The sequence below is a fragment of the Micromonospora sp. PRAS1 genome (assembly GCF_059553435.1).
In genome coordinates this window covers 43,746-68,266 of the sequence record NZ_JCANNB010000025.1, presented here as the reverse complement: position 1 = coordinate 68,266, position 24,521 = coordinate 43,746, and the positions used below count along the sequence as shown (strand labels likewise).

Annotated in this window: 20 protein-coding genes and 1 pseudogene; 4 read left to right on the top strand and 17 right to left on the bottom strand. The window is 70.0% G+C overall.

The window, feature by feature from the left end; all coding sequences use genetic code 11:
- Positions 1 to 13: 13 nt before the first annotated feature.
- Together AC507J_RS22115 and AC507J_RS22110 are read right to left on the bottom strand one after the other, a co-directional pair.
- Positions 14 to 466 carry a GNAT family N-acetyltransferase gene (locus AC507J_RS22115; protein WP_496291081.1) on the bottom strand — a complete coding sequence of 151 codons (453 nt, stop codon included), beginning with the start codon at positions 464 to 466 and terminating at the stop codon, positions 14 to 16.
- A 97-nt stretch (positions 467 to 563) separates the two neighbouring features.
- Positions 564 to 1,220 (bottom strand): C39 family peptidase, encoded by a 657-nt coding sequence (locus tag AC507J_RS22110; RefSeq protein ID WP_496291080.1) that lies wholly within the window; start codon positions 1,218 to 1,220, stop codon positions 564 to 566.
- A 367-nt stretch (positions 1,221 to 1,587) separates the two neighbouring features.
- On the opposite strand from AC507J_RS22110, the gene AC507J_RS22105 reads away from it, so the two are divergent.
- Positions 1,588 to 3,216, top strand: coding sequence for a TolB family protein (locus tag AC507J_RS22105; RefSeq protein ID WP_496291079.1), 1,629 nt, complete (start codon positions 1,588 to 1,590; stop codon positions 3,214 to 3,216).
- A gap of 103 nt (positions 3,217 to 3,319) precedes the next feature.
- Here AC507J_RS22105 and AC507J_RS22100 read toward each other — a convergent pair whose 3' ends face one another.
- Positions 3,320 to 4,048 (bottom strand): DUF899 family protein, encoded by a 729-nt coding sequence (locus tag AC507J_RS22100; RefSeq protein ID WP_496291078.1) that lies wholly within the window; start codon positions 4,046 to 4,048, stop codon positions 3,320 to 3,322.
- A 51-nt stretch (positions 4,049 to 4,099) separates the two neighbouring features.
- Here AC507J_RS22100 and AC507J_RS22095 point away from each other — a divergent pair, with 51 nt between their 5' ends.
- Positions 4,100 to 4,825, top strand: a complete 726-nt coding sequence (locus AC507J_RS22095; RefSeq protein WP_496291077.1) for a winged helix-turn-helix transcriptional regulator — start codon at positions 4,100 to 4,102, stop codon at positions 4,823 to 4,825.
- Positions 4,826 to 4,976: 151 nt separating this feature from the next.
- Here AC507J_RS22095 and AC507J_RS22090 read toward each other — a convergent pair whose 3' ends face one another.
- From AC507J_RS22090 to AC507J_RS22080, 3 genes are all read right to left on the bottom strand, one after another.
- Entirely contained in the window at positions 4,977 to 5,630 is a 654-nt protein-coding gene (locus tag AC507J_RS22090; protein WP_496291076.1) for a C39 family peptidase, read from the bottom strand.
- 337 nt (positions 5,631 to 5,967) lie between these two features.
- Positions 5,968 to 7,209: an ATP-binding protein gene (locus tag AC507J_RS22085; RefSeq protein ID WP_496291075.1), complete on the bottom strand. Its 1,242-nt coding sequence runs from the start codon at positions 7,207 to 7,209 to the stop codon at positions 5,968 to 5,970.
- Between the two features lie 758 nt (positions 7,210 to 7,967).
- Positions 7,968 to 8,750, bottom strand: coding sequence for a transposase family protein (locus AC507J_RS22080; RefSeq protein WP_496291074.1), 783 nt, complete (start codon positions 8,748 to 8,750; stop codon positions 7,968 to 7,970).
- A gap of 1,653 nt (positions 8,751 to 10,403) precedes the next feature.
- Here AC507J_RS22080 and AC507J_RS22075 point away from each other — a divergent pair.
- Positions 10,404 to 10,745, top strand: coding sequence for a colicin immunity domain-containing protein (locus AC507J_RS22075; RefSeq protein ID WP_496291073.1), 342 nt, complete (start codon positions 10,404 to 10,406; stop codon positions 10,743 to 10,745).
- Between the two features lie 469 nt (positions 10,746 to 11,214).
- Here AC507J_RS22075 and AC507J_RS22070 read toward each other — a convergent pair.
- The 3 genes and pseudogenes from AC507J_RS22070 to AC507J_RS22060 form a co-directional block, all read right to left on the bottom strand.
- A pseudogene (locus AC507J_RS22070) lies at positions 11,215 to 11,415 on the bottom strand (hypothetical protein); the annotation flags it as partial.
- An 874-nt stretch (positions 11,416 to 12,289) separates the two neighbouring features.
- Positions 12,290 to 13,855: an alpha/beta hydrolase gene (locus AC507J_RS22065; RefSeq protein WP_496291109.1), complete on the bottom strand. Its 1,566-nt coding sequence runs from the start codon at positions 13,853 to 13,855 to the stop codon at positions 12,290 to 12,292.
- Positions 13,856 to 13,909: 54 nt separating this feature from the next.
- Complete coding sequence (locus tag AC507J_RS22060; RefSeq protein ID WP_496291108.1) at positions 13,910 to 15,022, bottom strand: ATP-dependent DNA ligase; 1,113 nt, start codon at positions 15,020 to 15,022, stop codon at positions 13,910 to 13,912.
- A gap of 135 nt (positions 15,023 to 15,157) precedes the next feature.
- Between AC507J_RS22060 and AC507J_RS22055 the strand changes: the two genes are divergently transcribed.
- On the top strand, positions 15,158 to 15,370 hold the full coding sequence (locus tag AC507J_RS22055; protein WP_496291072.1) for a hypothetical protein: 213 nt from the start codon (positions 15,158 to 15,160) through the stop codon (positions 15,368 to 15,370).
- A gap of 128 nt (positions 15,371 to 15,498) precedes the next feature.
- Here AC507J_RS22055 and AC507J_RS22050 read toward each other — a convergent pair whose 3' ends face one another.
- The 8 genes from AC507J_RS22050 to AC507J_RS22015 all read right to left on the bottom strand — a co-directional run bounded on the left by AC507J_RS22050 (position 15,499) and on the right by AC507J_RS22015 (position 24,410).
- Positions 15,499 to 16,416, bottom strand: coding sequence for a DNA-3-methyladenine glycosylase family protein (locus AC507J_RS22050; RefSeq protein ID WP_496291071.1), 918 nt, complete (start codon positions 16,414 to 16,416; stop codon positions 15,499 to 15,501).
- 105 nt (positions 16,417 to 16,521) lie between these two features.
- On the bottom strand, positions 16,522 to 17,193 hold the full coding sequence (locus AC507J_RS22045) for a COG4315 family predicted lipoprotein (protein WP_496291070.1): 672 nt from the start codon (positions 17,191 to 17,193) through the stop codon (positions 16,522 to 16,524).
- A 209-nt stretch (positions 17,194 to 17,402) separates the two neighbouring features.
- A complete protein-coding gene (locus AC507J_RS22040) occupies positions 17,403 to 18,182 on the bottom strand; it encodes an anti-sigma factor family protein (protein WP_496291069.1) in 780 nt (259 codons plus the stop codon).
- Complete coding sequence (locus AC507J_RS22035) at positions 18,179 to 18,871, bottom strand: sigma-70 family RNA polymerase sigma factor (protein ID WP_341719754.1); 693 nt, start codon at positions 18,869 to 18,871, stop codon at positions 18,179 to 18,181. The genes AC507J_RS22040 and AC507J_RS22035 overlap by 4 nt, the downstream gene beginning before the upstream one ends.
- A gap of 83 nt (positions 18,872 to 18,954) precedes the next feature.
- Positions 18,955 to 19,812 (bottom strand): spermidine synthase, encoded by an 858-nt coding sequence (locus tag AC507J_RS22030; RefSeq protein WP_496291068.1) that lies wholly within the window; start codon positions 19,810 to 19,812, stop codon positions 18,955 to 18,957.
- The gene (locus AC507J_RS22025; RefSeq protein ID WP_496291067.1) at positions 19,812 to 20,780 is read right to left on the bottom strand and encodes a hypothetical protein; all 969 of its coding nucleotides are present in this window, start codon (positions 20,778 to 20,780) and stop codon (positions 19,812 to 19,814) included. Before AC507J_RS22025 ends, AC507J_RS22030 begins: the two co-directional genes overlap by 1 nt.
- 7 nt (positions 20,781 to 20,787) lie before the next feature.
- Positions 20,788 to 23,262 carry an AAA family ATPase gene (locus tag AC507J_RS22020; protein ID WP_496291066.1) on the bottom strand — a complete coding sequence of 825 codons (2,475 nt, stop codon included), beginning with the start codon at positions 23,260 to 23,262 and terminating at the stop codon, positions 20,788 to 20,790.
- Positions 23,262 to 24,410, bottom strand: a complete 1,149-nt coding sequence (locus AC507J_RS22015; RefSeq protein ID WP_496291065.1) for an exonuclease SbcCD subunit D — start codon at positions 24,408 to 24,410, stop codon at positions 23,262 to 23,264. Before AC507J_RS22015 ends, AC507J_RS22020 begins: the two co-directional genes overlap by 1 nt.
- Positions 24,411 to 24,521 lie beyond the last annotated feature (111 nt).

Here is a 24,521-nt window from a genome sequence, read left to right as displayed (position 1 = left end):
ACGATAGCTGGAGTCAGAGACTGAGCTTCATGCCCTCGTGGCTGGCGACGAAGCCTAGGCCGAGATAGAAGCGGTGGGCGTCGTGCCGGCTCTTGTCGGTGGTGAGCTGCACCAGCCCGCAGCCGCGCTGCCGTGCCTGATCGACCGCCCAGGTCATCATCAGTCGGCCGAGGCCCGCACCGCGCCGGTCCGAGCGGATCCGTACCGCCTCGATCAGTAGCCGTTCGGCACCGTGCCGGCCGAGCCCGGGGATGTAGGTGAGCTGCATACAGCCGACCACCTCGCCGTCGGCTTCGGCGACGACGATCTGGTTGCGCGGGTCGGCGGCGATGTCCGCGAACGCCTTCTCGTAGGTGGCGTCGACCTCGCCGACGTCCCGGGTACGCCCGAGCATGTCGTCGGCGAGCAGGTCGAGCACGGCGGGCAGGTCGGCCCGGACCGCCGCACGGAAGATCACGTCGCTCATCCCGCGAGAATCGCATACCCGTGGCGGCCGATTTGCGGCAGGCCGAAGGGCCGACCCCTGGTGGGGCCGGCCCTTCGGGTGTTCGGTTGTCGGATCGTCAGGAGGTCGCGGAGTAGCCACGGCTGGCGATCCAGTTGGCGAGCGTGTCGATGTCCAGCTGGTACGAGGCCTGGGTCGGGTCGGCGGAGTCGGCGATGGTCACGGTCTTACCCTCGTCGTCGTAGCCGGTGACGCTGATGTAGTGCCCGCCTTCGAAGCTGTGGGTGGTGCCGTCGGTGTCGGTGGCGGTGCCGGCGATGTTGGCGACCACGGCGCGGCCGTCGTCGACGGTGCGGACGATGTCCTCGCGTAGCTTGTCGATCTGCTTCTTGGTGGCCTTGGCGTCGCGGATCTCGACGGACTTGTAGACGTCCTTACCGGTTTCCTTGTTCAGGACGGGGGTGATGTCGTTGATGGAGTTGGTGCCGGCTTCGGTGGTGCCCATGCGCTTGGCCATGTCGTACACGTCGATGTTCTTGCCCTGGACGCTGAGGGCGTTGCGGGCGGCGGCGGGGCCGCAGAAGTAGAAGTTGGGCTGGGCCTCGTAGCGCACGTCGAGTTGGCGTTCGCCGCCGGGCTTGCGGTCGGCCTGCACCTGGGCGGCGGTGACGCCGGGGGTGGCCTGGGCGGCGATGGCGGGTGCGGCGATGCCCCCGGCGGTGGCGGCGGCAGCGGCGATGGTCAGAGCGGTCTTGCGCAGGATGGTGGTACGCATAATTGAGTCACACCTTCCGTTCGGGGGTGCGCAGCAGGAATCGACCCGGTTCGGGGCTCGCGATGCTGCGGGGGAAAGAGAAACGGGGAAAGAGGAACGCCCGGCGGGGGTGCTCGGGTGTCCGGGGGATGTAACGATCCCGGGCGGCCGCACATTCCAGGGCTCCGGGAGATCGCGTGGCGGGGCGGGGAAGCCCTCGCGGTATGCCATGTTCAACGACCCGGGGCCGGGCATCATTCCGCCGTCGGCCGATCGGCCGCTTCCCAAACGGTCGCATAGCGGACATCTGGTTGGTGGGGGCATGAGATCCCCGGAGGGCTCGACGCCCTATGACCGGCGGCTTGCCGAAGGTGATCACAATGTCCGCATGACGGGTATGCGCCGGACTGCGCCGATTGCGGTGCTGGTTCTGATTATGGCCACGAGCTGCACCGAAGCGGGGCCGGCCGAGTTGCCCGCCCGGGCGGCGCAGCTGCCGGCCGAGGTGCGGGGGCTCGGTCCGGCGGTGCTGGCGGTTCCGGTGGCGGACGATCGCCGCAGCGACCTGACCGGGCTGCTCGCCGTGGAACGGTTCGGCGACGACCTCGCTGGCCTGACACCCACCCGGCGGCACGCCGAGGTTGCCTTCGGCGATCCCCGTTTCCCGACCGTCGCCAGAGGGCTGGCTGAGGACCGCCGGGACGCCGTACTCGTCAATGGTCGCCTGCGCGACGTCACGCTGCCCGATGGCGGGTACGCCCGGCGGGCCCTGGGCGTCGACGCCACGCTGTCGATCACGGCATCCCGATGCCTCACCGTGACCAGCGACGGCACGATCGCGCAACCGGCGGTCGAGGCCTCCTGCGAGATCGTCGAGCGGGGCGGGGTGGTCTGGCAGGACCGGCAGGGCGGCCGGTACGGCGGGATCGACCTGGCGTCCGGGACGCCGAGCCCGGCCATCGCGCTGCCGTCGTACCCGATCGCCGCCACACCCGACGGCCGCTACCTCGCCGCGCTCACCCACCAGCGGCCTCCGCAACTCGTCATCGCGGACACCCGGACCGGCCAGTCGCGGCCAAGCGTGACGGTCAGCGGGACGGACGTCCCCGGGGTCTTCACCAGCGGCGGGTTCGTCGTGCTGCACCGGGTCGGCACCGCCCGGACGATCAGCCTGGCCACCCCGGACGGCGTACGTACCCTGCTCTCCCCGGTCGGCGCGGTCGCCTTCGCCCCTGACGGGCGGTACGCCATCGTGGTGGACACCCGCTCCGGCACCGGCCGGATATCCGTACTCGACCTGGAGTCGGGCGCGGTGACACCGGTTGTCGGCGACGGCGCCGACCAGGGCGGCGAGCAGCCCGCCCGGCCGGCGAAGCTGCCGCCGGTGACCGGACCGGTCACCGCCACGGTCTCCGGCGACACCGCCCTGGTCGTCGAGCTGCATCCCGCGCCCGACACCGGCGACCGGGTGCCCCGCCCCAGCCGCACCTGGTCGGTACGGCTCTCCACCGCGACCGCGACCGCCCACCCGAACACGCCGGAGGCGTCGGCGGTGCGGGTGCTCAAGCCGGATGCCCCGCCGGCCGGCCCGGCTGCGGTGACGTCGCTGTCGTTCCAACCGGGCGGTGAAACCCTCACCCTCAGCCCGGACGGTACGGTCACCAGCGCCCCGCCCGGAGCCACTCCCCGGCAAGCGCTCGGTCCCGGTGCGGTGCTGCACACCCTGGTCGACGCGGACGGGGAAGAGCGGGCGGACCGGCTGCTGGTGACCGACAGCTCCGGCGGCCGGATCGAGGTCGCCACCGGTGCCGGCCCCGACCAGCGGGTGGCCAACGTGCTCGTCACGCCGGACCAGGAACACCTGCTGATCTCGCTGCGTCCGACCAGGGCCCGGCCACAGCCAGGGGAACTCGACGTCGTGGTGGTCGCCCGCCGGGACGGCACCGGCGAACCCGTCGTGGTCTACCAAGGGGCCGTGCTGACCAGCCTCGGCATCGTTCCCGCCAGCAACAGCTGACCTGCTGTCGACATCCGGGGACGTACCTTCGGGTTCGCGGGGACGTGCCGACGTGCCTGCCTTCGGGTTCGTGGGGACGTGCCTTCGGTTTCGGAAGGTCGGACTAGTGACAGTGGGACTGCTCCGCGGCCTGGACCGGCGTGACATTCGGACGGGACCACTGTGCGACCGGGCGCCCGTCCCTGCGCCACCAGCTGTAGGTCGGCGGATCCTGGGGCCAGCCGTCGGGAGAGTCTTCCCAGGCCTCCTGCCGGCCGTAGACCGTCATGTCGAGCAGCTTGAGCGAGCCCATGATCGCCTCGACGCCCCGGCCGGTCGTCTCGTAGGTCAGGAAGACGCGGTCTCCCCAGCGGAGGTAACAGGCGATGGCGCCGCTTTCGGCGAAGGCGGGCTCCTCGACGCCGTACGTCGAGTACCACGGATGGGTGTAGCCCATGAACTCGCGGAACGGTGCCAGTTCCTCGTACGGACCCTCGCCGAAGACCGCGAACGTGATGCCGCGCGCCTCAAGGTAGATCGCGTTGTGGAAGTTCCAGATGCTGAGGGTGCAGCCTTCGCACTGCTCCTCGAACGGCTTGCCAAGATGCCACATGTGCTTGTAGACGACCAGTTGGTCGCGGCCCTGGAAGATGTCGGGCAGCGCGGTCGGGCCGTGCTCGCCGATGAGCTTGACGGGTGCGATCTCGGTCATCGGCAGGCGACGACGGGCGGCGGCGGTCGCGTCACCCTCTCGCGTGTGGGCCTTCTCGCGGGCGAGCAGGGCGTTTCGTTCCCGAAGCCAGGTGTCGCGATCGACAGTGGGAGGCGTCGGACGAGGGTTCGTGTTCTGCATCTTGGTATCTTAAACATAGCTGGCGCTTTTTTGGTGGAAGTGAGTAGCGGGTTGCCTATCAAACGGACCTACGCTGATCATGGCGACGCCTGCCGAGCGGCGTACGCCCTCGACCTGGTGGGTGACCGGTGGACCCTGATCGTCGTACGGGAGCTGATCCTCGGGCCCAAACGCTTCGCCGACCTGATGGAGGCCGTGCGGGGCATCACCCCGGCAGTGCTCAGCGACCGCCTCAGGTCGCTCCGCGAAGTCGGCATCGTCGAGCAGGTGACCCTGGCTGACCTCGCGCGCACCCGCGCGTACGTCCTCACCGAGTGGGGACGTGGGCTGGAGTCGGTCCTCGCGTCCCTGGGGCGGTGGTACTCGACCGGTCCCGATCCCCGGACCCAGGGTCGGATGACCCCGGACGCGGTGGTCCTCGCCATGCGGGCGATGGCGCCGCCCGCGCCCGACGATCTGCCGTCGGTCGCCCTCCGCCTGTACGACGCCCGTCAGCCCGACCCGCCGGTGCGGAACTATCACCTGTTCGTCGTCAACGGAATCCTGACCGCCCGACCGGGGACCCTGACCGCCCGACCGGGTGCCGACCCGGCGGTGACCGTAGAGGCCGAGTCGACCGCCTGGAGCGAGGTGCTCTTCGGCGGCCTGCCCCTGCAAGACGCCGAACGCGACGGAACCGTACTCATCCACGGCGACCGAGAGCCCGTCGACCGCCTCGTCCCCCTCTACCGCGACACCCCACCCCCACCCCCACCCCCCAACCAAAACCCCCGTTGATCATGAGGTTGGCGGCAGTTTGAAGATCAACTACTGCCGCCAACCTCATGATCAACGGGGTGGGGTGGGGTGGGGGGGTGGGGTGGGGTGGGGGAAGGGCCGGCCCCCGGGGTGGGGGGTCGGCCCTTCGGGTGGGTGGGTGGTTGGGTCGTCAGCTGGTGGCGGAGTAGCCGCGGGTGGCGATCCAGTCGGCGAGGTTGTCGGTGGTGATCCAGTATTCGGCCTGGTTGGGGTCGGCGGAGTCGGCGATCTTGACCTGGTCGCCGCCGTCGCGGTAGCCGGTGACGCTGATGTAGTGGCCGCCTTCGAAGCTGTGGGTGGTGCCGTGGGTGTCGGTGGTGGTGCCGGCGATGTTGGCGACCACGGCGCGGCCGTCGTCGATGGTGCGGACGATGTCCTGGCGCAGCTTGTCGGTCTGCTTGTCGTCGGCCTTGGTGTTGCGGATCTCCACCGACGTGTAAACGTTCTTGCCGGTTTCCTTGTTCAGGATGGGGGTGATGTCGTTGATGGAGTTGGTGCCGGCTTCGGTGGTGCCCATGCGCTTGGCCATGTCGTGCTGGTCGATGTTCTTGCCCTGGACGCTGAGGGCGTTGCGGGCGGCGGCGGGGCCGCAGTAGTAGAAGGTGTCCTGGGCCTGGTAGCGCACGTCGAGTTGGCGTTCGCCGCCGGGCTTGCGGTCGGTCTGCACGGACGCGGTGGCTGCGGGGGTGGTCTGGGCGGCGATGGCGGGTGCGGCGATGCCTGCGGTGGTGGCGGCGGCAGCGGCGATGGTCAGGGCGGTCTTGTGCAGGATGGTGGTACGCATGGTGGGTCACACCTTCCGTTCGGGGGATGTCGCGGCAGGTGATCGACCCGTCCCGGAGGGGATGGGGATCTGCGCTGCTGCGAGACGGGGGAAGAACTGGGGTACGCCTGGCGGGGGGTGCTCGGGCGTCCAGGGGGATGTAACGATCCCGGGGGGTCCCGCATTCCAGCGGGTTCCCGGGGGGTGGCGCGGCGGGGCCGGGGGAGCCCTCGCGGTATGCCATGTTCAACGCCCCGGGCCGGGGCATGATTCCGCCGCCGAGGTGACCCGGCCCACCCGACAGGCACCACCGAATCGGGCATCCGGCCCTGGACGCCGCCGCCAGGCGAATTCGGTGTCAGTCGGTGGTCCAGAGAGCGGAAATGGGCAGTGCGGTCAAATTTGCGCCAAAGCTAAGCGAGTCGGTCCCGCAGTGCAGAACAAAGCCGGCTCGGAACCGGTCGCCGAGCCGACGTTGGAGGAGGCGTATACCTCGAAAGTCCTCGGCGCGGACAGTCTCGGATGCCTTTACCTCGATCCCGACCACGTTGCCGGCATTGTCCTCCAAGACCGCGTCGACCTCGTACTGGTCACGGTCCCGGTAGTGGTAGAGCCGGAGGGAGTGCCGGGCCCAGGTCAGTTGCCGGGCCAGTTCGCCGAGAACGAAGTTCTCTACGAGGCCACCGAGTGGTGCAGCCGAGACCGCTCCAGCGGTGAGATAGGCCGCCACCCCGGAGTCGACGAAGATGACCTTGGGTGTGGCCGTCGCGCGGGTCGTCGAATTCGCCGACCAGGCCGGGATCAACCGGATGAGGTAGATGGTCTCCAGAATGCGAAGATAGCTGCGAACCGTCGGCGCGGTGATGCTCAGCTCGCTGGCGAGTCGGTTCACGTTGAGTAGACCAGCCGTCTGGGCGGCGAGCAAAGACAGCAGGCGGCGCATGTCGCCGGTGCGTACAATTTCCGCCACCTGCTTGACATCGCGAGCGATCAGATCGGCGAGGTAGCCCTCGAAGAAGCGCTCCCGGCGTCGGGGCGCTTCCCGCCGGACCGCCTCCGGATAGCCGCCTCGTGCGGCTCGGGCCAGATAGTCACGACGTCGGAGGTCTGTCAGCGGTGCGCGCAGATCCGCGCCCAGAGTGAAGGCGGCATCCACGAAGTTGTCCGTCGTACGGCCGATCTCGCCTTGCGACAACGGCCACAACTCGATCGTCTCGGAACGGCCGGGAAGCGCATCCGGCAGGCTCCGCAGCCCCAGCAGGCGAGCCGAGCCAGTGAGCAGGAACCGGCCGGGTCGGGGATCACGATCGACCAGATTCTTGATCGCCAGCCAGAGGTCGGGAACCCGCTGCACCTCGTCGATCAACATGAGCCCGTCGTGACGCACAAAGCTGACCGGGTCCGCTGCTGCGGCGGCGCGGGTGTGTGGATCATCGAGAAAGCGCGCGACGCCGTCGGTGTGGCGGCGCAACACGACCTCGGCGAGCGTGCTCTTGCCAACCTGACGGGCGCCGTTGACTACCACCACCCGAGTGTCGGTAAGAGCCTCCAGGACCAGTTCAGCCGCTCGTCGAGGCAGGTACTCGCCAGCTCTACGCACGGCCTGATCCTACACCCGGTTTTCGTTCTGCCGTGCGGTCGGCTTTCAATCTGCCGAAGCCATCGCTTTCTATCTGCCGAGAGCGCGACTATGGGCGGTCGACCTGCACATGAATGCTTAGCCAAGGCTGCAGCAAGCGGCTTTGACAGAGAGTAGTTTTCTTCTCTCTCTCTCTGGTGTTACGGACGGTCTATCTATACGCTGTGCTGCACTTGTTGATCACGCTGCTTTGCGGGGGTGCGGCTTTGTCGTGGGTCCGGTCTGTCTGGCTACAGTCCACTGTGGTCGGTGTTGTGCTCGCCGCTTCGGTTCAGATGGTCTGGCCGTCGGATAGTGCCGCCGCGCAACCCGCGAATGCCTGTGCCGCCGGGACTGTGGAACCGGCCGCAGAGTCGGAGCGTGCGGCCCAGGCGCTGGCGGTGGCCTGTGACATCGACGTCGAGGTGTTGGCGGCGGCGTCGGAGACGACGAAGGCATTCGCTCAGCCGTCGGGTGATTTCACCTTGGAGTCGTGGGCCGAGCCGAGGTGGACCGAGCGCGATGGCTCATGGCGCGAGATCGATACGACGCTCATAGTGGGAGCCGATGGGCTTGTCCGGCCAGTCGCGTCAACGGCGGACGTGGTGTTCTCACCGGGTGGGGCCGGTGCCTTCGCCACCATGACCGGCTCTGGTGCCACCTTCTCGCTCGGCTGGCCGAGCATGCTGCCGGTGGGTGTGATCGCCGGTGACACGATCACCTACCCGAGTGAGCCCTTTTCATCCTGCGTAGCGGTTGGTTTCGACGTGGTGCAGAACGAGGATGGCCTGCACGATCGGGGTCGCTCGTTGTGGGCAGCAGCGCAGCTTGGCCAGGATTTTCCAGGTCATGAGGGTGGCGATGGCTCGTTCTCCGCGGGCCCGGATCTTCGCGTGGGTCCGGTTCACGGCTTTCTGCCTGGATGACAGCTTCGGCCGGAAACGGCGTCGCTTGAACGGCGTGCGTACGCTGCCGTGGGCGCCCTGGTAGCCCTTATCGGCGAAGGTCATCACATCCGCGCTGGTCAGGGCATCGATGATGCCGTGATGGCGGGCGGTGGTCAGATCGTGTGCCGAACCGGGCAGTGCCGGTGATGCCCACACGAGCTGGCCGGCGGCGTCCGCGATGACCTGCACGTTCACGCCGTGGCGTTTGTGCTTGCCGCTGTAGTAGGGCTTCTGGTCGGCGACCCGGTCGATCGGGATCAGCGTGCCGTCCAGGATCGCGTACGCCAGCCGGCGGATCCGTTCCATGGCGGTGGCCAGGTCGTCGGCTGCCATGCTGAGCAGGGCTATCGCTTCCTGTACGTAGCGCCAAGCGGTGGCGACGCCGATCTCGAAGCCGGCCGCGAGTCGGGTGTAGGTATCGCCGTTACGCAGATGGGCCAGAGTCAGCAGCGCCTGCCGACCTGGGTCGAGGCGCCGCCACCGGGACCGGCGCTGTTTACGGTGGCAGCGAATGCGTTCGGCGAGGTGGTTCAAGGTCCGGCTGGACAACGGAATCGTGGCGGGGTAGGACAGCATGGCGAGGCTCCCGGTCGGGGCTTCGAGTCTTGGTCGACAGCTGTCCTACCTGGAGCCTCGCACCCATCGATCACCAGGCCCGCCACACCCGCCATGAGCTGCAAGATCAGCTTGGAAAAGGCTCACTATGTGCTCGCCGGCAACACCCCGGTCCTCGTCCACAACACCAACTGCCCCGTCTATCGGACACAGACTTCCCATCCTGATAGCCAGCGGATAGCGATCGGCGCGGATGGTAGTGTGTCGCTTAGTGGCGAGGGTCGCTTGTACTTGAACATGAGCGGCGACGCCTCGCATTCACTGCAGTTCCGTGGCGCCGACGGTCAAGTTGTAGGATTTGATGTTGACAGCGCGTTCGTAGACCAAGTGCGCGCGTCGGCTCTTCCGCAGAGAATGCCGCGCGGATTCGCAGGGAGTAGACGAGAATAGAACCAGCTTCGCAGCATGCGACCGGAAATTGCAGACCCAAGAGTATCGCCAGGACTCTATGGAATCCCGTCGAATATGTTTGATGACCTCAGGGGTGCAATCGTTCCAGGATCTGGACGGGTCGTTGGATGAGCGTCCGAAGGTTTGTAGGTGAGACAGAGCGAATCGTCGCCTCTCCTCCATGGGATGTCGAAGGTCCCCAGGCGCTGGCCACCTTCCTTGTCGCTACCAGCCTAGTTCCAGATGACTACGCCAGTAGAATTCGTGCGATCCTGTCTGCGGCCGTTCTTTCGGCGAACGAGATATCTACCGGGTCGGAATTGTTGCCAGAAGGCCATATCCCGAATTGGTTCGCCGAAGTCACACGCGGCTCCGTCTCGGTCGGCCGCGATGACCCGGCATCTCGGGGAGCCCGCCAATATGCCTCTCGTGAGGGCGAAGAACCTTGGGAACTCCAAGACTGGCTCTTCTGTTTCGATCCTCGGCTGAGGGGTTGGGCGTGGTGGGACCTGACACGGCTCTCCGATGAATCGGTGCTGCTCTGGGTCGACTCATCTGGGGAGCCGGTATTCCCGTGTGAAGAGCTCCGCTGGCTGGCTTATGTTTGTGGCGCGGAGTCTGTCGAGGGGCCTACCTTGAGACCTTTCTCGGAGTGGCGGCGAATCGCGTCCGCTCGACGACTCGGTTAACTGATTGCGGTAATCTGCGGCTTTCGAAGAATGATCGTTGATTGACGGCGGCTGGGTGGCGCCCTGTAGTGAGTTGACTTCTATGAGTGCTGAGATGCGCGGTCGTCGGCCTGCGTTGCCGTCACGGTTGCCGTCAGGGTAGACGTTGCATCAACGTGCATCGATAGATTGTTGCTGTCGGGAGTTGCAGGCGAGTGGTTCGGAGACGGTTCCGCGCGTTCCGCCCCATGCGCTCTCATCGTGGGCACCGGTTCGCCGCCACCGTTGCCCTCGATCGGCGGCTCGGTTCTGCGGGCGTGCGCGCGGGGCCGTAGATCTTAGCGCGTGCGCGCGGCCCGGCGTCAGCCGGGCCGCGTTCTTGATTGAGTGAAGCAGTTTTGGACCAGACCTACTTCGCGAGTTATTGATCCTTCAACCAACAACATGGTCATGTTGAATGCAGGAACCGGAAAGTTCTGGACCGCATATAGACTTGGTGACAACCAGTTCTCTGGCATTGTCAACAAGGGCTACCTCTGGTAGCCGGGAGGCATTGATGAACATGCAGAAGCCACAGGATCGTGCTTGGTCAGCTCCGTCCGAGGTGACGCCGGGCACGGGTGTGGCGTGGCAGCTTCGACTCATGAACGATCTGGCCAACGGGCAGATGTCAGGCCCAGAGTTTGCGAGAGCGTGGCTGTCTGCCCGGCGCCGGGTGTTGGACGGTAACGAGCGAGTTCGGGAGAACTTCGAACGCATCCTCTACGACGTTTTCTACCTGCTGGACGATTATGTTATTGACCCCGCGCTTCGCGGCCCTGGTGACATCACAGATGAGCAATTGGTCGACCGAGTGCGCGACTCTCTCGAACGGCTGAGGGGGTTGGAACGCACATAGTCGCATGATTGACGCCTGCCTTAGATGCCTGGTCGTTCGCAGATGGTGGCGGGTGTTCGATAACAGAGTGTCGCAACTACCGTGCGCATTGATGCAACTCCGTTGTGCGCTGGTGGTCGTGGTTGTTCGCTCTGGTTGCTGTCACGGACTTGCTACGTATGTGGATTCATGGATGCGAGCTGTCCGCCCGCGACGGCTGCTGAGTGTCCGATGGCACGGCGCGCAGCGTCGTGGCGCCGATCCCCGGAAGCACCTCGCGCCTTGACTGGTGAAGGGATTGCCATGGTCTGCACCACCCATGTGTCTGTACTTGGGATGCCTTGCTGGATTCAGAGTGACTTGTTGCGTGGGTACGTGCGCGCGGGGCCGGAACGGCTGTAGCGCGTGTGCGCGGCCCGGCGTAGCCGGGCCGTCTTGATCTGGTGAAGCAGTTTTGGCCCAGTGGTTCCGTCGGTGGCGGGCTGCTGGGCTATGCTTTGGGGTTGCGGCGTGCCTTCTTCGGTGTCGGCGGCTCGGCGGGCTCGGGCGCTTCGCTGGCGGCGGCTCGTCCGAGGTTGGCTTCGTAGGCGGCGAGGTCGTCGGCGAGGTCGTCGGCGAGGTCGTCGGCGAGGTCGGTGTGTGTTTGTTGGAGGGTGGCGAGTTCTTCGGTGGCTTGCCAGGCGGCGGCGGTGAGGCATTTGCGCGGCGGAAAGCGGGCTAGCATGCGAGCAGAGTATGCTGCTGAGCAGGTAGTTCTAACTTTAGATCGAGACGAGCTTGGTCGCTTGGCCGCTGTGCTGGCAGAGGCTACGACTACATCTTCGCGTTCTGAGTTCTTTATTCGCGTCGGATGTTCATTGCCGAACATAGAGGAGCTCATCCAGGCGCTCGAATCGATAGCCTCAGGTCAACTAGATGGTTTCGAACTGCCGATTGTGGCAGGCACGGAGAGAGAAGAGAGTCCACCGCGACCGAGACCGGCGGCGGGAAATAATTGATCAATATCCATGGTCCAGGGATGGGAGCTTCGCGGGGCTTGGTGGCCGGCTGGCCTGTCCCGCCCTGAACGCGAAGCGTGACGGAAGTGCCCTGCGGTTCCTGGTGGCTGTTTCGGGTTGCCGTCACGGTTGCCGTCGGAGATAGAGGGACATGTAGACGAACCGATGGATGTCAGGGGGCGGAGCGGTGGGGAGGACGTGCGGTGGCGTGCTGCGCGGTGCGGCGTCGATCCCGGAACCACGCGCCCTTGCCTGGTAACGGTGTTGGTGTTATCCGGCGAGGATAATGTTGTGGAGGGTGGCGATGCCCGAAGCGATGTCGCTCAATGTGTCGGCGCAGGATCTTGAAGCACCTTCATAGGGGCCAGGGCGTGTTCGACCTGGGCCCGGACGCTGCGGTGCTGCTTGTTAACCCGCCACCGGGTCCCATCGATGATCTGCAGTTTCCCATAGCGGCGAGCACCCCCGACCCGGCCGCATAGGCATGAACGCCCCGAGGCCGGCCCACTGTGCGTCGGTGAGATCGGGCGCCACGCCGGAACCTCATCACAATCTCGTACGGGCTGGTCAGCGGGCGGGGCAGCGGGTGCCTTCGGCAGGGACGGTGAGGTCGATCAGGTAGGCGTTGACGGCCTGCGTGATGCAGGGTGTCTGCGGATAGGCGGTATGGCCCTCGCCCTCCCAGGTGAGCACCCGGCCGACGCCGAGCATCTCGGCCAGGGCCGGGGTCTGCTCGTACGGCGTGGCCGGGTCGCCGGTGGTGCCGACCACCAGGATCGGCGGGGCACCGTCGGCGCGCCCCTTCGGGTAGGGGTCGCTGCCGCCGGGCCACTCCGTGCAGGAGACCAGGCCGGTGGCGAGGGCCGGGCCGAACAACGGGTACTGCCCGCGCCACTGCGACTGCAACTGGCGGATCCGTTCCAGGCTCGGCCGCTCCTCCTCGTCGGCGCAGTTGATCGCCAGGTTGGCGTCGAAGAGGTTGCTGTAGTGGCCGTTGTCGTCGCGCTCGGCGTACGCGTCGGCGAGGCCGAAGACGCCGTCGGGGTCGCCTTCCTCCAGCTGGTTGATGGCCCGGGCCAGCTGCTGCCAACCGGATTCCGTGTAGAGCGAGGAGATGACCGCGTAGAAGACCCAGCCGGCGGTGGCTTCGCGGCCGTCGGCCGAGCGGACCGGGGAGACCTTCGCCTTGTCGATCGCGGAGGTGACCGCGGCTCGGGCGTCCGGCGCGATCGGGCAGCGGTTGGCGTTGGCCGCACACCACCGGGTGAAGTTGCCGAAGGCCCGCTCGAAGCCCCTGGCCTGGCTCTCGGAGCCCTCGATCAGGCTCTGCCGGGGGTCGACCGCGCCATCGAGCACCAGCGCCCGCACCCGCTGCGGGAAGAGTTGGGCGTACGTGGCGCCGAGCAGCGTGCCGTAGGAGTAGCCCAGGTAGCTGAGCTTCTCGTCGCCGACCGCCGCGCGGATCGCGTCGATGTCCCGGGCGGCCTGCTCGGTGCCGTAGAGCGGCAACTGGTCGCCGTACTTGTCACCGCAGCCCTGGCCGATCCGCCGGTTGAGCGCGACGAAGTCGTCGAACGACTGCTGGCTCTCCGGATCGGGGTCGTAGCCGAAGGCGGCGTCGAGGTCGGCATCGGGGATGCACTCCACCGGGCTGGAGCGAGCCACCCCGCGCGGGTCGAAGCCGACGATGTCGAACCGCTCCAGCACGGCGTCGGGCAGGCCACCGAACTGCTCGCCGAAGGTGAGGTAGATGGCGGTGTCCACCCCCGACCCGCCCGGACCGCCCGGGTTGATCAGCAGCGAGCCGATCCGGTCGCGCTGCTCGGAGGAGCGGATCCGGATCAGGGCGATCTCGAAGGTCTCGTCGGCGCCGGGACCCGCCGTGGCGCCGCTGCCGCCGGCCCAGTCCCGGGGGACCTGGATGCGGGCACACTCGTAGCGCATGCCCGGCGCGGTACGCCCGACCACCTCCCGGGGCACCTCCGAACAGGACTGCCAGGTCGGGGCGGTGCCCGGCGCGGCGGCCTCGGGCTCGACATCACCGCCGCGCGGCGCGAACGCCGGCAGCGTGCAACCGGCGGTCACCACCACGGCGGCGGTCAGGCCGGCCACGGTCAGCCGGAAGCGACGGATCCGGTCGGAAGTACGGGTCACGAGTGAGCCTCCGTGATCGGGTCGACCGCCAGGCTACGCGGAGTCGGGCGCGGACCCGACCGGGACCGCCGGATCGCCCCGCAGGACCTGGTCCACGTCGAACCGGACCGGCCGCTCCAACTGGTCGTAGCGGCAGGAGCGCGGGTCGCGGTCGGGTCGCCAGCGGACGAACCGCGCGGTGTGCCGGAACCGGTCGCCCTCCATCGCGTCGTACGCCACCTCCACCACCAGCTCCGGGCGGACCGGCTCCCACTCCAGGTTCTTGGTGCCGGTCCACCGGCTGACCCCACCGGGGATGCGCTGGCCGCGCTCGTGGTCGCCGTGCACCCACGGGTGCTCCGCTCCGGCGTCCCGGTAGGGGGCCAACTCCTCAAGCAGCTCGGCCCGCCGGGCCATGGTGAACGAGGCGCTCACCCCGACGTGGTGCAGCACCCCGGCGTCGTCGTAGAGCCCGAGCAGCAGCGAGCCGACCACCGGGCCGGACTTGTGCCAGCGGAACCCGGCCACCACGGCGTCGGCGGTGCGGGCGTGCTTGACCTTGAACATGAGCCGCTTGCCCGGCTCGTAGGGCAGGTCGGCGGGCTTGGCGATCAGCCCGTCCAACCCGGCGCCCTCGAACACGTCGAACCAGCGACGCGCGGTCCCGGCGTCGGTGGTGATCTGGGTGACGTGCACCGGTGGGCGTACCGCCGCGAGGGTCTGCTCCAGCCGGGCGCGGCGGGCCGGGTAGGGCGCGTCGAGCAGGCTCTCGCCGTCGAGGGCGAGCAGGTCGAAGGCGACGAAGTCGGCCGGGGTGGTCTCGGCGAGCAGCTTCACCCGGGACGCGGCCGGGTGGATGCGCTGGGCCAGCAGCTCGAAGTCGAGCCGGGGCTGACCCTCCGGCCCGTCGCGGCGGATCACGATCAGCTCACCGTCGACCGCGCAGCGCTCGGGCAGCTGCCGGCGCGCCTGCTCGACCACCTCCGGGAAGTAGCGGGTCATCATCTTGCCGCCCCGGCTGGCCAGCTCCACCTCGTCACCGTCGCGGAAGACGATGCAGCGGAAACCGTCCCACTTGGGCTCGTAGGTCATTCCCGGGCCGGTGGGGATCGACGCGACGCTGCGGGCCAGCATCGGCTCCACGGGCGGATTGATCGGCAGCTCCACGGCGACAGTCAACCAGACGGCACCGACAACGGTGAGCCAGATCACTGCCGCCCGGTGGGTGGCGTGTCCTCCGACGAGCCGTCGCGTACCGCTCGGGCGGATCGAAAAACCGCAGGTCAGAGCTACTTTCGCGGGGTGTCCGAGTGGGTGTGCGGGTGTTGCGGGCGGTGGCGGGTCAGCGTCGAGCTGATCCGGGGCCGGTACGTCTACCGGCTGGTCCACCGCTATCCCCGCCGCTTCGGCGGGGGCAAGAACGTGCTCGGCGAGGTGGGTTCGGTGGCCGAGCTGGCGGAGCTGCTGCGTCGGCGTACCCCGGTCAGCCTGGCCGACCTGCACGAGGCCGCCTGAACCAGCGCCGCCCGCACCGCGCGGCCGAGAAGCAATGCCGCCGAAAACAGCGCCGCTGAAACAGCGCGGCCGGAAACAGCGCCGCCGGAAAATGGCGCCGCCGGAAAATGGCGCGCCGTCCGAAAGGCTCAGAAGTGGGCGAAGGAGCGGATGGGGGCGCGCGGGCCGAACTTCGGCGCCTGGATGCCGGCGGCCTCCAGCAGCCGGCAGACCCGGCCCCGATGCCCCCGGAACGGCTCCAACAGCTCCAGCATCCGGGCGTCGTCGGCGCGCGGCTCGCCGGCCAGGGCCCAGGCGACCGTGTTCGGTACGTGGTAGTCGCCGACGCTCACCGCGTCCGGATCGCCGTACGCCACCCGGACCACCTCGGCGGCGGTCCACGGGCCGATGCCGGCGATCGCGGTCAACCGGCTGCCTGCCTCGGCGGAGTCGGCGCAGCGTTCCAGCCGGTCGGCCACTGCGGCGGCGCGGCGCAGCGTGTCGGCCCGGCGCTGCTCGACGCCGAACGGGTGGAAGACCCAGTACGGGCTGGCGGCCACCGCCGCCGGCTCCGGTGGCAGCAGCAGTCGCATCGGCCCGGGAGCCGGCTGCCCGAAGTGGCGGACCGTCGCCGCGTACGCCCGGTAGGCCTCCTTGCCGGTGACCTTCTGTTCCAGGACCGCCCGCAGCACCCGGCCGAATACCAGCCCGGTCGCGGGCATCCGCAGCCCCCGGTGCCGGTTCGCCAGCTCGGCCACCACCGGGTGGCCGTTTGCCAGTTCGGCGAAGCCGCCCAGGTCGTCCCGGAGCCCGGCGATCGCATCCGCCCGCGCCACCACCCAGCCGCCACCCGGGCCGTACCCCTCGGCGAGCAGTTCGCCGCCGGCCGGGCGCAGGGCGAGGGTGGCCGGGCCGTCCGGGGTGCGGGTGGCCCACCAGAGGGTGCCGGCCACGATCCGGGCGCAGGGATCGTACGGGCTGAAGGTGAGCGGTCGCACCGAGGCGACCAGCCGGTAGTGCTCCGGCGGGCGCAGGCTCCGGCTGGCGACCGGCTCGGTCGAGGTCACCGGCCCACTCTGCCATGCGTACCCGATCATCCCGCTGCCCCGGTCCGACATGACAATGGCCGGCCGTGGCCCCTGCGGGCTACGGCCGGCCAACTGCCGGTCGACTCAGTACGAGTAGTCGGAGTCCGAGCTGTCCGACTTGGTCTTCGACGGCGGGGCGACCGCCTTCGGGGTGCCCTTCGGCAGGCACTCGAGGTTCTTGCTGCCGTCCGGGTTGACCACGAACCAGGTGCCGCCGACGCCCTGGCCCTTCCACTGGCCGGCCTTCTTGTCACCGATGTAGGTGTAGAGCGGCCAGCCGTCGAGGGTGATCTGGCGGGTGCCGTCCTCGCGGGTGATGGTGCCGACGGCGTCGTCCGAGACGCCCTTGAGCGTCGGGTTGCCGTCGGTAAGCGCCGGCGGCCAGACCTCGGCGCACTCGTCGACGCAGTTCGACGACGGCGGGTCGTTGGTGTCGCGGTCGAAGCGGTAGAGGATGAAGCCGTCCTGGTTGACGACCGCGCTGCCCATCCGGTCGAACTTCTTGCCGGTGAGGCTGACGGTCAGTTCGACGCCGTCGGGCAGGGGGGCGTCGACCTCGGCCTCCGCGCCGGGGGATGCCGAGGCACCCGGCGTCGCGCTGGCCTCGGGGTCCACGGTCACGGTGGGCTCGGCCGCGGCGACGGCTACCGGCTCGGCCGCGCCGGCGTTCGTTCCGTCTTCGTAGCCTGCGGGAGCGCAGGCCGTGAGCGCGACCATGGCGCTCGCGACGACAACGGTCCGCTTGATCTTTGCCACGTGCCCTCCTCATGCTTGACAGTCACCGGGAAGTACGTGGCGAGGGACTGTCAAGGTTGAATGGCGATCGGTGGCTAATTTCACAACGAACCGATTGAACCGAATCTCGTCCTGTTTCGTGTAGGCCGTCATCGATCACAGGAACATCGATCACAGGAACGAGGAAGGCCCGCCTCCACAACGGAGGCGGGCCTTTCGTGCTGCGCGGGTCAGGCCGCGGGCACCGTCAGCAGGGTGCTTGCCGATCCCTTGGCGTCGACCTGCTCCACCTGGAACTGCTTCACGTCGTCCAGTTTGGTGGAGGTGGCGGCGTACAGGGTGAGCGGCGTCGGGTTGCTGTTGGTGCCGTACCCGCCCTGCGGCACCGACCAACTGGAGATGACCTCGGTGCTGGAGTCCTCCCGCACCACCACCAGGCGGCACTCCCGTGGGCCGGGCAGCCGGCTCAGGGTGAAGGCGACCATGGTGCCGAAGTCCCGCGAGTCGAGGAAGAACGTCCCCTCCACGCCTGTGGTCGAGTCGGTGACGTCGACCTGCTCGCCCTCCTGCTCGTTGCCGCCGAAGCCCGGCCCCGGGTTGCCCGAACCGGGGTTCGGCGGGGCCACGGGCGCGTTTGTGTTCTGGCCGGAGCCCAGGGGCCGTGGGGTGCTCTCCGCGCTCAGACTGGCGAAGCCGACGCCGGTCAGCCCGCCGAAGACGACCACCGCCGCCGCAGTGGCGAGGATCTGCCGGACCCGTTGCCGTCGCCGGTGCGTACGCATCGCCACCAACGTGCGGTCGAGCAGGACCGGATTGGACTGGGTCTGCTCCATCACCGTCATCGACTCCGCGTCGATGTCGGAGAGCAGCCCGACCACCGGCACCATCGTCTCCAGCTCGGCGGCGCACGCCCAGCAGGAGGCGAGGTGTTCCTCGAACCGCTCCATGTCCTGTTCGTCCAGCACGCCGAGCGCGTACGCGGCGACGTCCATGTGGTCTACCCGGCTCATTCCGTCACCCCCCTTTCCTGCAGAGCTGTGCGCAGCGCGCGCAGCGCGTAGTAAACCCGTGACTTCGCGGTGCCCAGCGGCAACCCGAGTTCCTCGGCCGCCTCCGGCACCGTCCTACCTCGAAAGTACGTCGCGACCAGGATCTCCCGGTGCGACTGGCTCAACGTCCGCAACGCGTCCGCCACCGTCATCGAGCGCAGTACCCGGTCGGTGCTGTCCGACTCGGCGAACGCGGTCAGATCCCGGTCGTACGTCTCGGCCGGGCGGGCCTGCTCGCTGCGGTGCTCGTCGATGGCGATGCGCCGGGCCACCGTCACCAGCCACGGTCGCAGCGACCCCTGCCCCTGGGTGCCGAGGCGGTGAGCGTTGCGCCAGGCCCGCAGCAGCGTCTCCTGGACGATGTCCTCGGCCCGCTGCCGGTCGCCGCCGGTCAACCGCATCACGAACATCAGCAGCGGCCCGGCGTGTTCGGCGTAGAGCGTGCGGATCAACTGGTCGGAGTGGGCGGCCTCGGTGGTCGTAGCCTGGTGGCGGCCAGGGGCGGGTCGCGGCGTCACCGGGCTATTCTGGCGAGACGCGGCGCGGGAGTCGACCCCATGGGTGGACGTGGTCGGCCGCGACTGGGACCGGGCGGACATCCAGTCCACCCGCACCCGGTCGCCGTGCCAACCGGCCGCCAGTGCATGCATGCAGACCTCCGGATGTCGCTGGACAGAAGCCGTCCCCCCACGGGCATGGCTGCCGAGTGGTACGCATGGATCAGCGAAACGGATCAACGCCGGACGGAGAAAATTCCCGGTGGCGGCGGTGTCGAGTCGGTGGCGGCCTCGTCACGCACCACCGTGGCGCCTCCGACGAAGCGGTCCAGCTCGGCGTCGGCCAGCACCCGGCCCGGGAACCAGTCACCGGCGGCCCGCCGGGCCAGCTCCGGCACGGGCGGCTGCTGGCGGCCGGCCACCAGCACCAGGTTGCCGTAGCGGCGCCCGCGCAGCACCCCGGCGTCGGCGACCAGGCAGGCCCGGGGCAGCGCGGCGCGGACGGTGGCGACCTGACCGCGGGCGTAGCGCAGCGGCGGGCCGTCGGCGAGGTTGGCCAGGTACCAGCCGGCCGGGCGCAGCACCCGGGCCACCTCGGCGGCGTACTCCACCGAGGTCAGCCGGGCCGGTGTCCGGGCACCGGCGAACACGTCCGCGACCACCACGTCGTAGCTTGCCTCCCGGGTGGCGGCGAGCACCGCGCGGGCGTCACCCACCCGGACCTTCAGTCGGAACTCCGCCGGCCAGGGCAGCGCCCGCCGGACCAGCTCGACAAGCGCACCGTCCACCTCGACCACCCGCTGGGTCGAGCCGGGACGGGTGACCGCGACGTACCGGGGCAGGGTCAGCGCGCCGCCGCCCAGGTGCAGCACCCGCAGCGGTACGCCGGCGGGCGCGATCAGGTCGAGCGCCGCGGCGAGCCGGCGGACGTACTCGAACTCCAGATGGGTCGGGTCGGTCAGGTCCACGTGCGACTGTGGCGCACCATCCAGCGACAGCGTCCACGAGCCGGGCCGGTCCGCGTCCGGGGTCAGCTCGGCCAGGCCGGTGTCGACCCGCTCGGCGATCCGTTCGCTGTCACGCCGGCGGCCCATCAGCGGCGGCTCTGCGCGGCGGCCGTGCGGGCGGCGGCGGTCAACGCACGTTGCAGCAGCCGGGCGTCGCCGAGCCGGGAGCGCAGCAGGCGTTCCAGCCCGGCGATCGGGATCAGGTTCTGCGGGGCCCGCGGGTCCTTGTACGGGGTGGAGGCGAAGCGGGGCAGGGTGACAAGCGACAGGTCCGCCAGCCCGATCGCCTCGGCGATGTCCAGATCGGCCGAGCACTCCATCCGGACGATGCCGGCCCAGGGCGCGCCCGCAGCAACCGGCAGCCGCAGATACCACGACCAGCCGCCCCAGGCGGTGCCGAGGCGGAACACCGGCGAGCGGTGACCCGGTGCGAGGCCGGTGACCACCGTGGTGAGCCGGGCGTCGAGGTACTGGCTGTGCTGGGTCTTGATGTAGCCGAGGGTGCGCGGCAACTGCCGCCGGTTGCGCAGCGGACCGTCCACCACCAACAGGTCGTCGTCGCTGCGGGCGGCGTCGGAGACCTCCACCTCCAGCGCGGTCAGCGGCCCCTGCACCGCGGCCGGCAGCTTGGCCAGTTCCCCGGTGCCGCTGACCCGGTGCACCGGATAGCGGACGTTGCCGGCGACCACGTCGGTCGCCGACGGGCTGGCGGTGAAGAGCCCCCGGCCGACCTTGGCGCCGGCCAGCTGGGCGGCGCCGCGCTCCAGGTCGCAGCGGACCACCCCGGCGGCGTACGAGGCGGCCAGGCCGGGGAAGGAGGTGCCGTCCTCCTCGGCCGTCCAGACGCTTGCGTCGATCCGGCGCACCCCGTCGACCAGCAGCACCACGTCGGGGGCCCGGACGCCGGGGCGGGGACCGATCGCCCGCCAGTCCACGGTGGGCAGCTCGTGGTCCGCCTCCACCTGGGCGCTGCTCGGCGCGGCCGGGCCACCGGCAGACGCCTCGAACGACGCCCCGTAGGCCGGGTCCCAGGTGTCGACGAAGAACTGACTCACCGCATCCTCACCGGCCGGTCCGTTCGACCCGGGCCGAGCGGGCGTCCTTGCGTACCTCGAACCGCACCGGGATGCGCTCGGCCAGTGCCGGCACGTGGGTGACCACGCCGACCATCCGGTCGCCCCGGGCGGCCAGGTTCTCCAGGGTGGCGGCGACCGTGTCCAGGGTGGCCGCGTCGAGGGTGCCGAAGCCCTCGTCCAGGACGATCGACTCCAGGCTGGCTGCGGTGGTGGACATCCCGGCCAACTGCTCGGAGAGCGCCAGCGCCAGGGCCAGCGACGCCTGGAACGTCTCGCCGCCGGAGAGGGTCCGTACCCCTCGGCGCAGGCCGGCGTCGTGGTGGTCGACGACGAAGAACTCACCCTTGTCGTGGACCAGGTCGTACTGGCCGCCGGAGAGTTCCCGCAGGATCGCCGACGCCCCGTCGACAAGCAGGTCCAGCGCCTCGGCCAGCAGCCAGCGTTCGAAGTTGTTGGCCCGCAGGTGCCCGGCCAACGCCCGCGCCACCTGGGCCTGGCGCTCGTGCTCGGCCCGCTGCTCGCGCAACTCGCCGGCCTGCTCGCGACGCTCGACCAACCGCCGCCGGTCGGCCTCGGCCCGCTCGTGTGCCACCGCCGCGGCGCGCACCGGGTCCTCGGGGGCCGGCAGACCGGCCTCGGTGAAGAGCGTGGCGATCCGGCCCGCCACCGCCGTCGCCGCCGCCTCGGCCTCGGTGACCCCCGCCGCCAGCCCGGCCCGCTCCGACCGGCGACGTTCCGCCTCCGCGCCCGCCCAGTCGGCAAGCGCCGTCCAGGCGGCGGCGAGATCGTCCCGGTCGGCGGACGGCGGCCCGAACCGGGCCAGCCCGTCCCGGGTGTCGTCGAAGCGTCGCCACGCCGCGCGCAGCCGCTCCTGCGCGGCATCAAGCGTGCCCCGGGCCCGCCGCGCGGCGTCGCGGCCGGCGCGTACCGCCCCGGCCGCCTCGTCCAGCGCCTGCCGCAGCCGGGCCTGCTCGGCCAGCCGTGCCCGCAGCGTTTCGACGCTTGCCGCACCGGTCAGCCGGTCGTCCAACTCTGCGAGCCGGGCCTGGAGCCCGTCGTGCTCGGCGCGGGCGCGCAGCAGCACCCGGTCCAACTCCCGGGCGGCACCGTCGCGCTCGGCCAGCAGCCGCTTCGCCGCCTCACTCGCGGTCCGGGCGGCCTTGCCGGCGGCCACCGCGCGGGCCACCGCCGAACCGGCCGGCATCGCCGGCACCCGGGCGATCGGCTGCTCGCAGACCGGGCAGGAATCCCCGTCGGCCAGCTGTGCCCGCAGCGCCGCCGCCTGGTCGGCGGTCTTCGCCTCCTCGTGCGCCTGGAAGGCCGCCGCCAGCTCCTGCTCGGCGCGCTCGGCCGCCACCCGAGCCTGCGCCAGCGCGCCGGCCGCCGCCTCGTGCTCGGCGGTGGCCGTCGCCACCACAACCTGCACCTGCTCCGCCTGGCCGGCCAACTGGTCGCGGTCGGCGTACGCCCGCAGCAGCAACCGCAGCGTGCTCTCGTCGTCGGTGGCGGCCAACTCGCCGCGCAGCTTCTCCTCGCGCTCCTCGGCGAGCAGGACCGCGCTCGTCGCCGCGTCGGCCCCGGCCCGCGCGTCGGCCACCGTCCGGGCCAGCTCGGTCACCCCGTCCGGGGCCCGCACCGCCGCCAGTTCGGCCAGCTCGGCGTCGAGCGCGGCAAGCGTCGCCGTCACCTCCCGCGCCGACGCCCGGGCCGTTTCCAGCTCCGGTACGGCGGCGGTCACCGCCTCCGCCAGCTCCCGCATCCGGTCGAGGTGGCCGGTGGCCCGCTCCAGCGTGGCGTCGTCGGTGTCGGCGAGGCCGGCGAGCAACTGGTCGACCGCCTCCAGCTTCGCCTCGGCCTGCCCGGCCCGGGTGGTGGCCCGCTTCTGCACCTCCTCGTAGACGCCGAGACCGAGCAGGTTGACCAGGATCTGCTGCCGGGTGGCCGGCCGGGCGTGCAGGAAGTCGGCGAACTGCCCCTGCGGCAGCACCACGCAGCTGGTGAACTGCTCGTACGGCAGGCCGACCGCGGCCAGCACCGCGGCGTCCATCTCGGCCGGGGTGCCGGCGACCACCTCGCCGAGGTCCTCCGGGCTGAGCCCGGTGTCCAGCTTGGTGACGTCGAAACCGTCAGGCATCAGCTGAAGCCCGGCGCCTGCGGTCTTCACGTTGCCCCGACCGTCCCGCCGGACCACCCGGGTGGCGACGTAGCGGGCACCGGCCGACTCGAAGACCAGCCGGACCCGCGCCTCGGTCGCCGACGGGGCCAGGGCGTTGCCCAGCCCTCGGGTGCCGCCCCAGCGGGGCACCGTGCCGTAGAGGGCGAAGCAGATCGCGTCGAGCACCGTCGACTTACCGGAGCCGGTCGGGCCGACCAAGGCGAAGAAGTCCGCGTCGGTGAAGTCGATCGTGGTCTCGTCGCGGAAAACGGTGAAGCCGGCCAGGTCCAGTCGCATCGGCCGCATCAGTGCTCGACCTCCTCCAGCAGCTCGTCGAAGAGGTCCCGGACACCCTCGTCGGCGTGCCCCCGGCTGTCCAGGTAGTCGGCGAAGAGTTGCCGGGGCGAACGGCCGGCGCGCTGGGCCACCCGGGTGCCGCTGCCGGGCGCCGGCACCAGCTCCGGATCGATCCGGATCTCCAGCGCGCTCGGCAGCAACTCCTGCACCTCCTCGCGCAGCCCGGCCCGGGGCTGCTCGCGCACGTACACCCGCAGCCAGCCCTCCGGCGGGGTGATCTCGGCGAGCTGGGCCAGCGTGCCCCGGACCGTACGCAGTGCGGTCGCGGCGAGGACCGGTTCCTCCCGGACCCGCGCCGCCGTGGTCGCACTGACCTCGACGACTGTCACCGACGGGAGGTTCTCCTGCTCGCCGAAGTCCACGGCCAGCGGGGCGCCGCTGTAACGGATCGGGCACGGACCCTGCACCCGCTGGGCGCGGTGCAGGTGCCCCAACGCCACGTAGTGCGCGGTGCCGGGGAAGACCGAGGCGGGCACCGCGTAACCCATGACGGTGTGCGCGTCCCGCTCGCCGCCGCCGGTGGCCGCACCGACCACGGTCAGGTGCGCGGTGACCAGGTGCACCCGGTCCGGCTCGTCGAAGCCCTCGGTCAGCCGGGTCAGGATCCGGCCGAGGTGGTCGGCGTAGGTCTGGTTGGTCTCGGCGGCGGTCAGCTCGTACATCTCCACCGCGCGGATCGCATACCGCTGGGACAGGAACGGAAGCGCGGCCAGCCGCCACCGCTCCCCGCCGGCCGTGCTGCCGTCGATCACGTGTTCCGCCGGATCCTCGCGTACCCCGCCGCGCAGCGTGATGCCGGCGGCCTCGGCCCACGGGCGCAGCGCGTCCAACGCCGGGCCGTTGTCGTGGTTGCCGCCGATGGCCACCACGTCCGCGCCGGTACGCCGCAGCGCGGTGAGCGCCCGGGTGACCAGCCGGGTCGCCTCGGCGGTCGGCGCGGCGGTGTCGTAGAGGTCACCGGCGATGACGACCAGGTCGGGGCGCTCCCGCCGGGCGATCTCGATGACGCCGGCCAGTACCTGCTTGTGCTCCTCGGCCCGCGACTGCCCCTTGAGGACCTTGCCGACGTGCCAGTCCGAGGTGTGCAGGATCTTCACCGGACCAGCCTTTCGTTCGCGACTGCGGGGCACGATCCGCCCGGCCACTCGCGGCCACGCCAGCCCGGGCTCCGCTTCGCTGCACTCCTCGCGCTCACGCTCGCAGTCGCC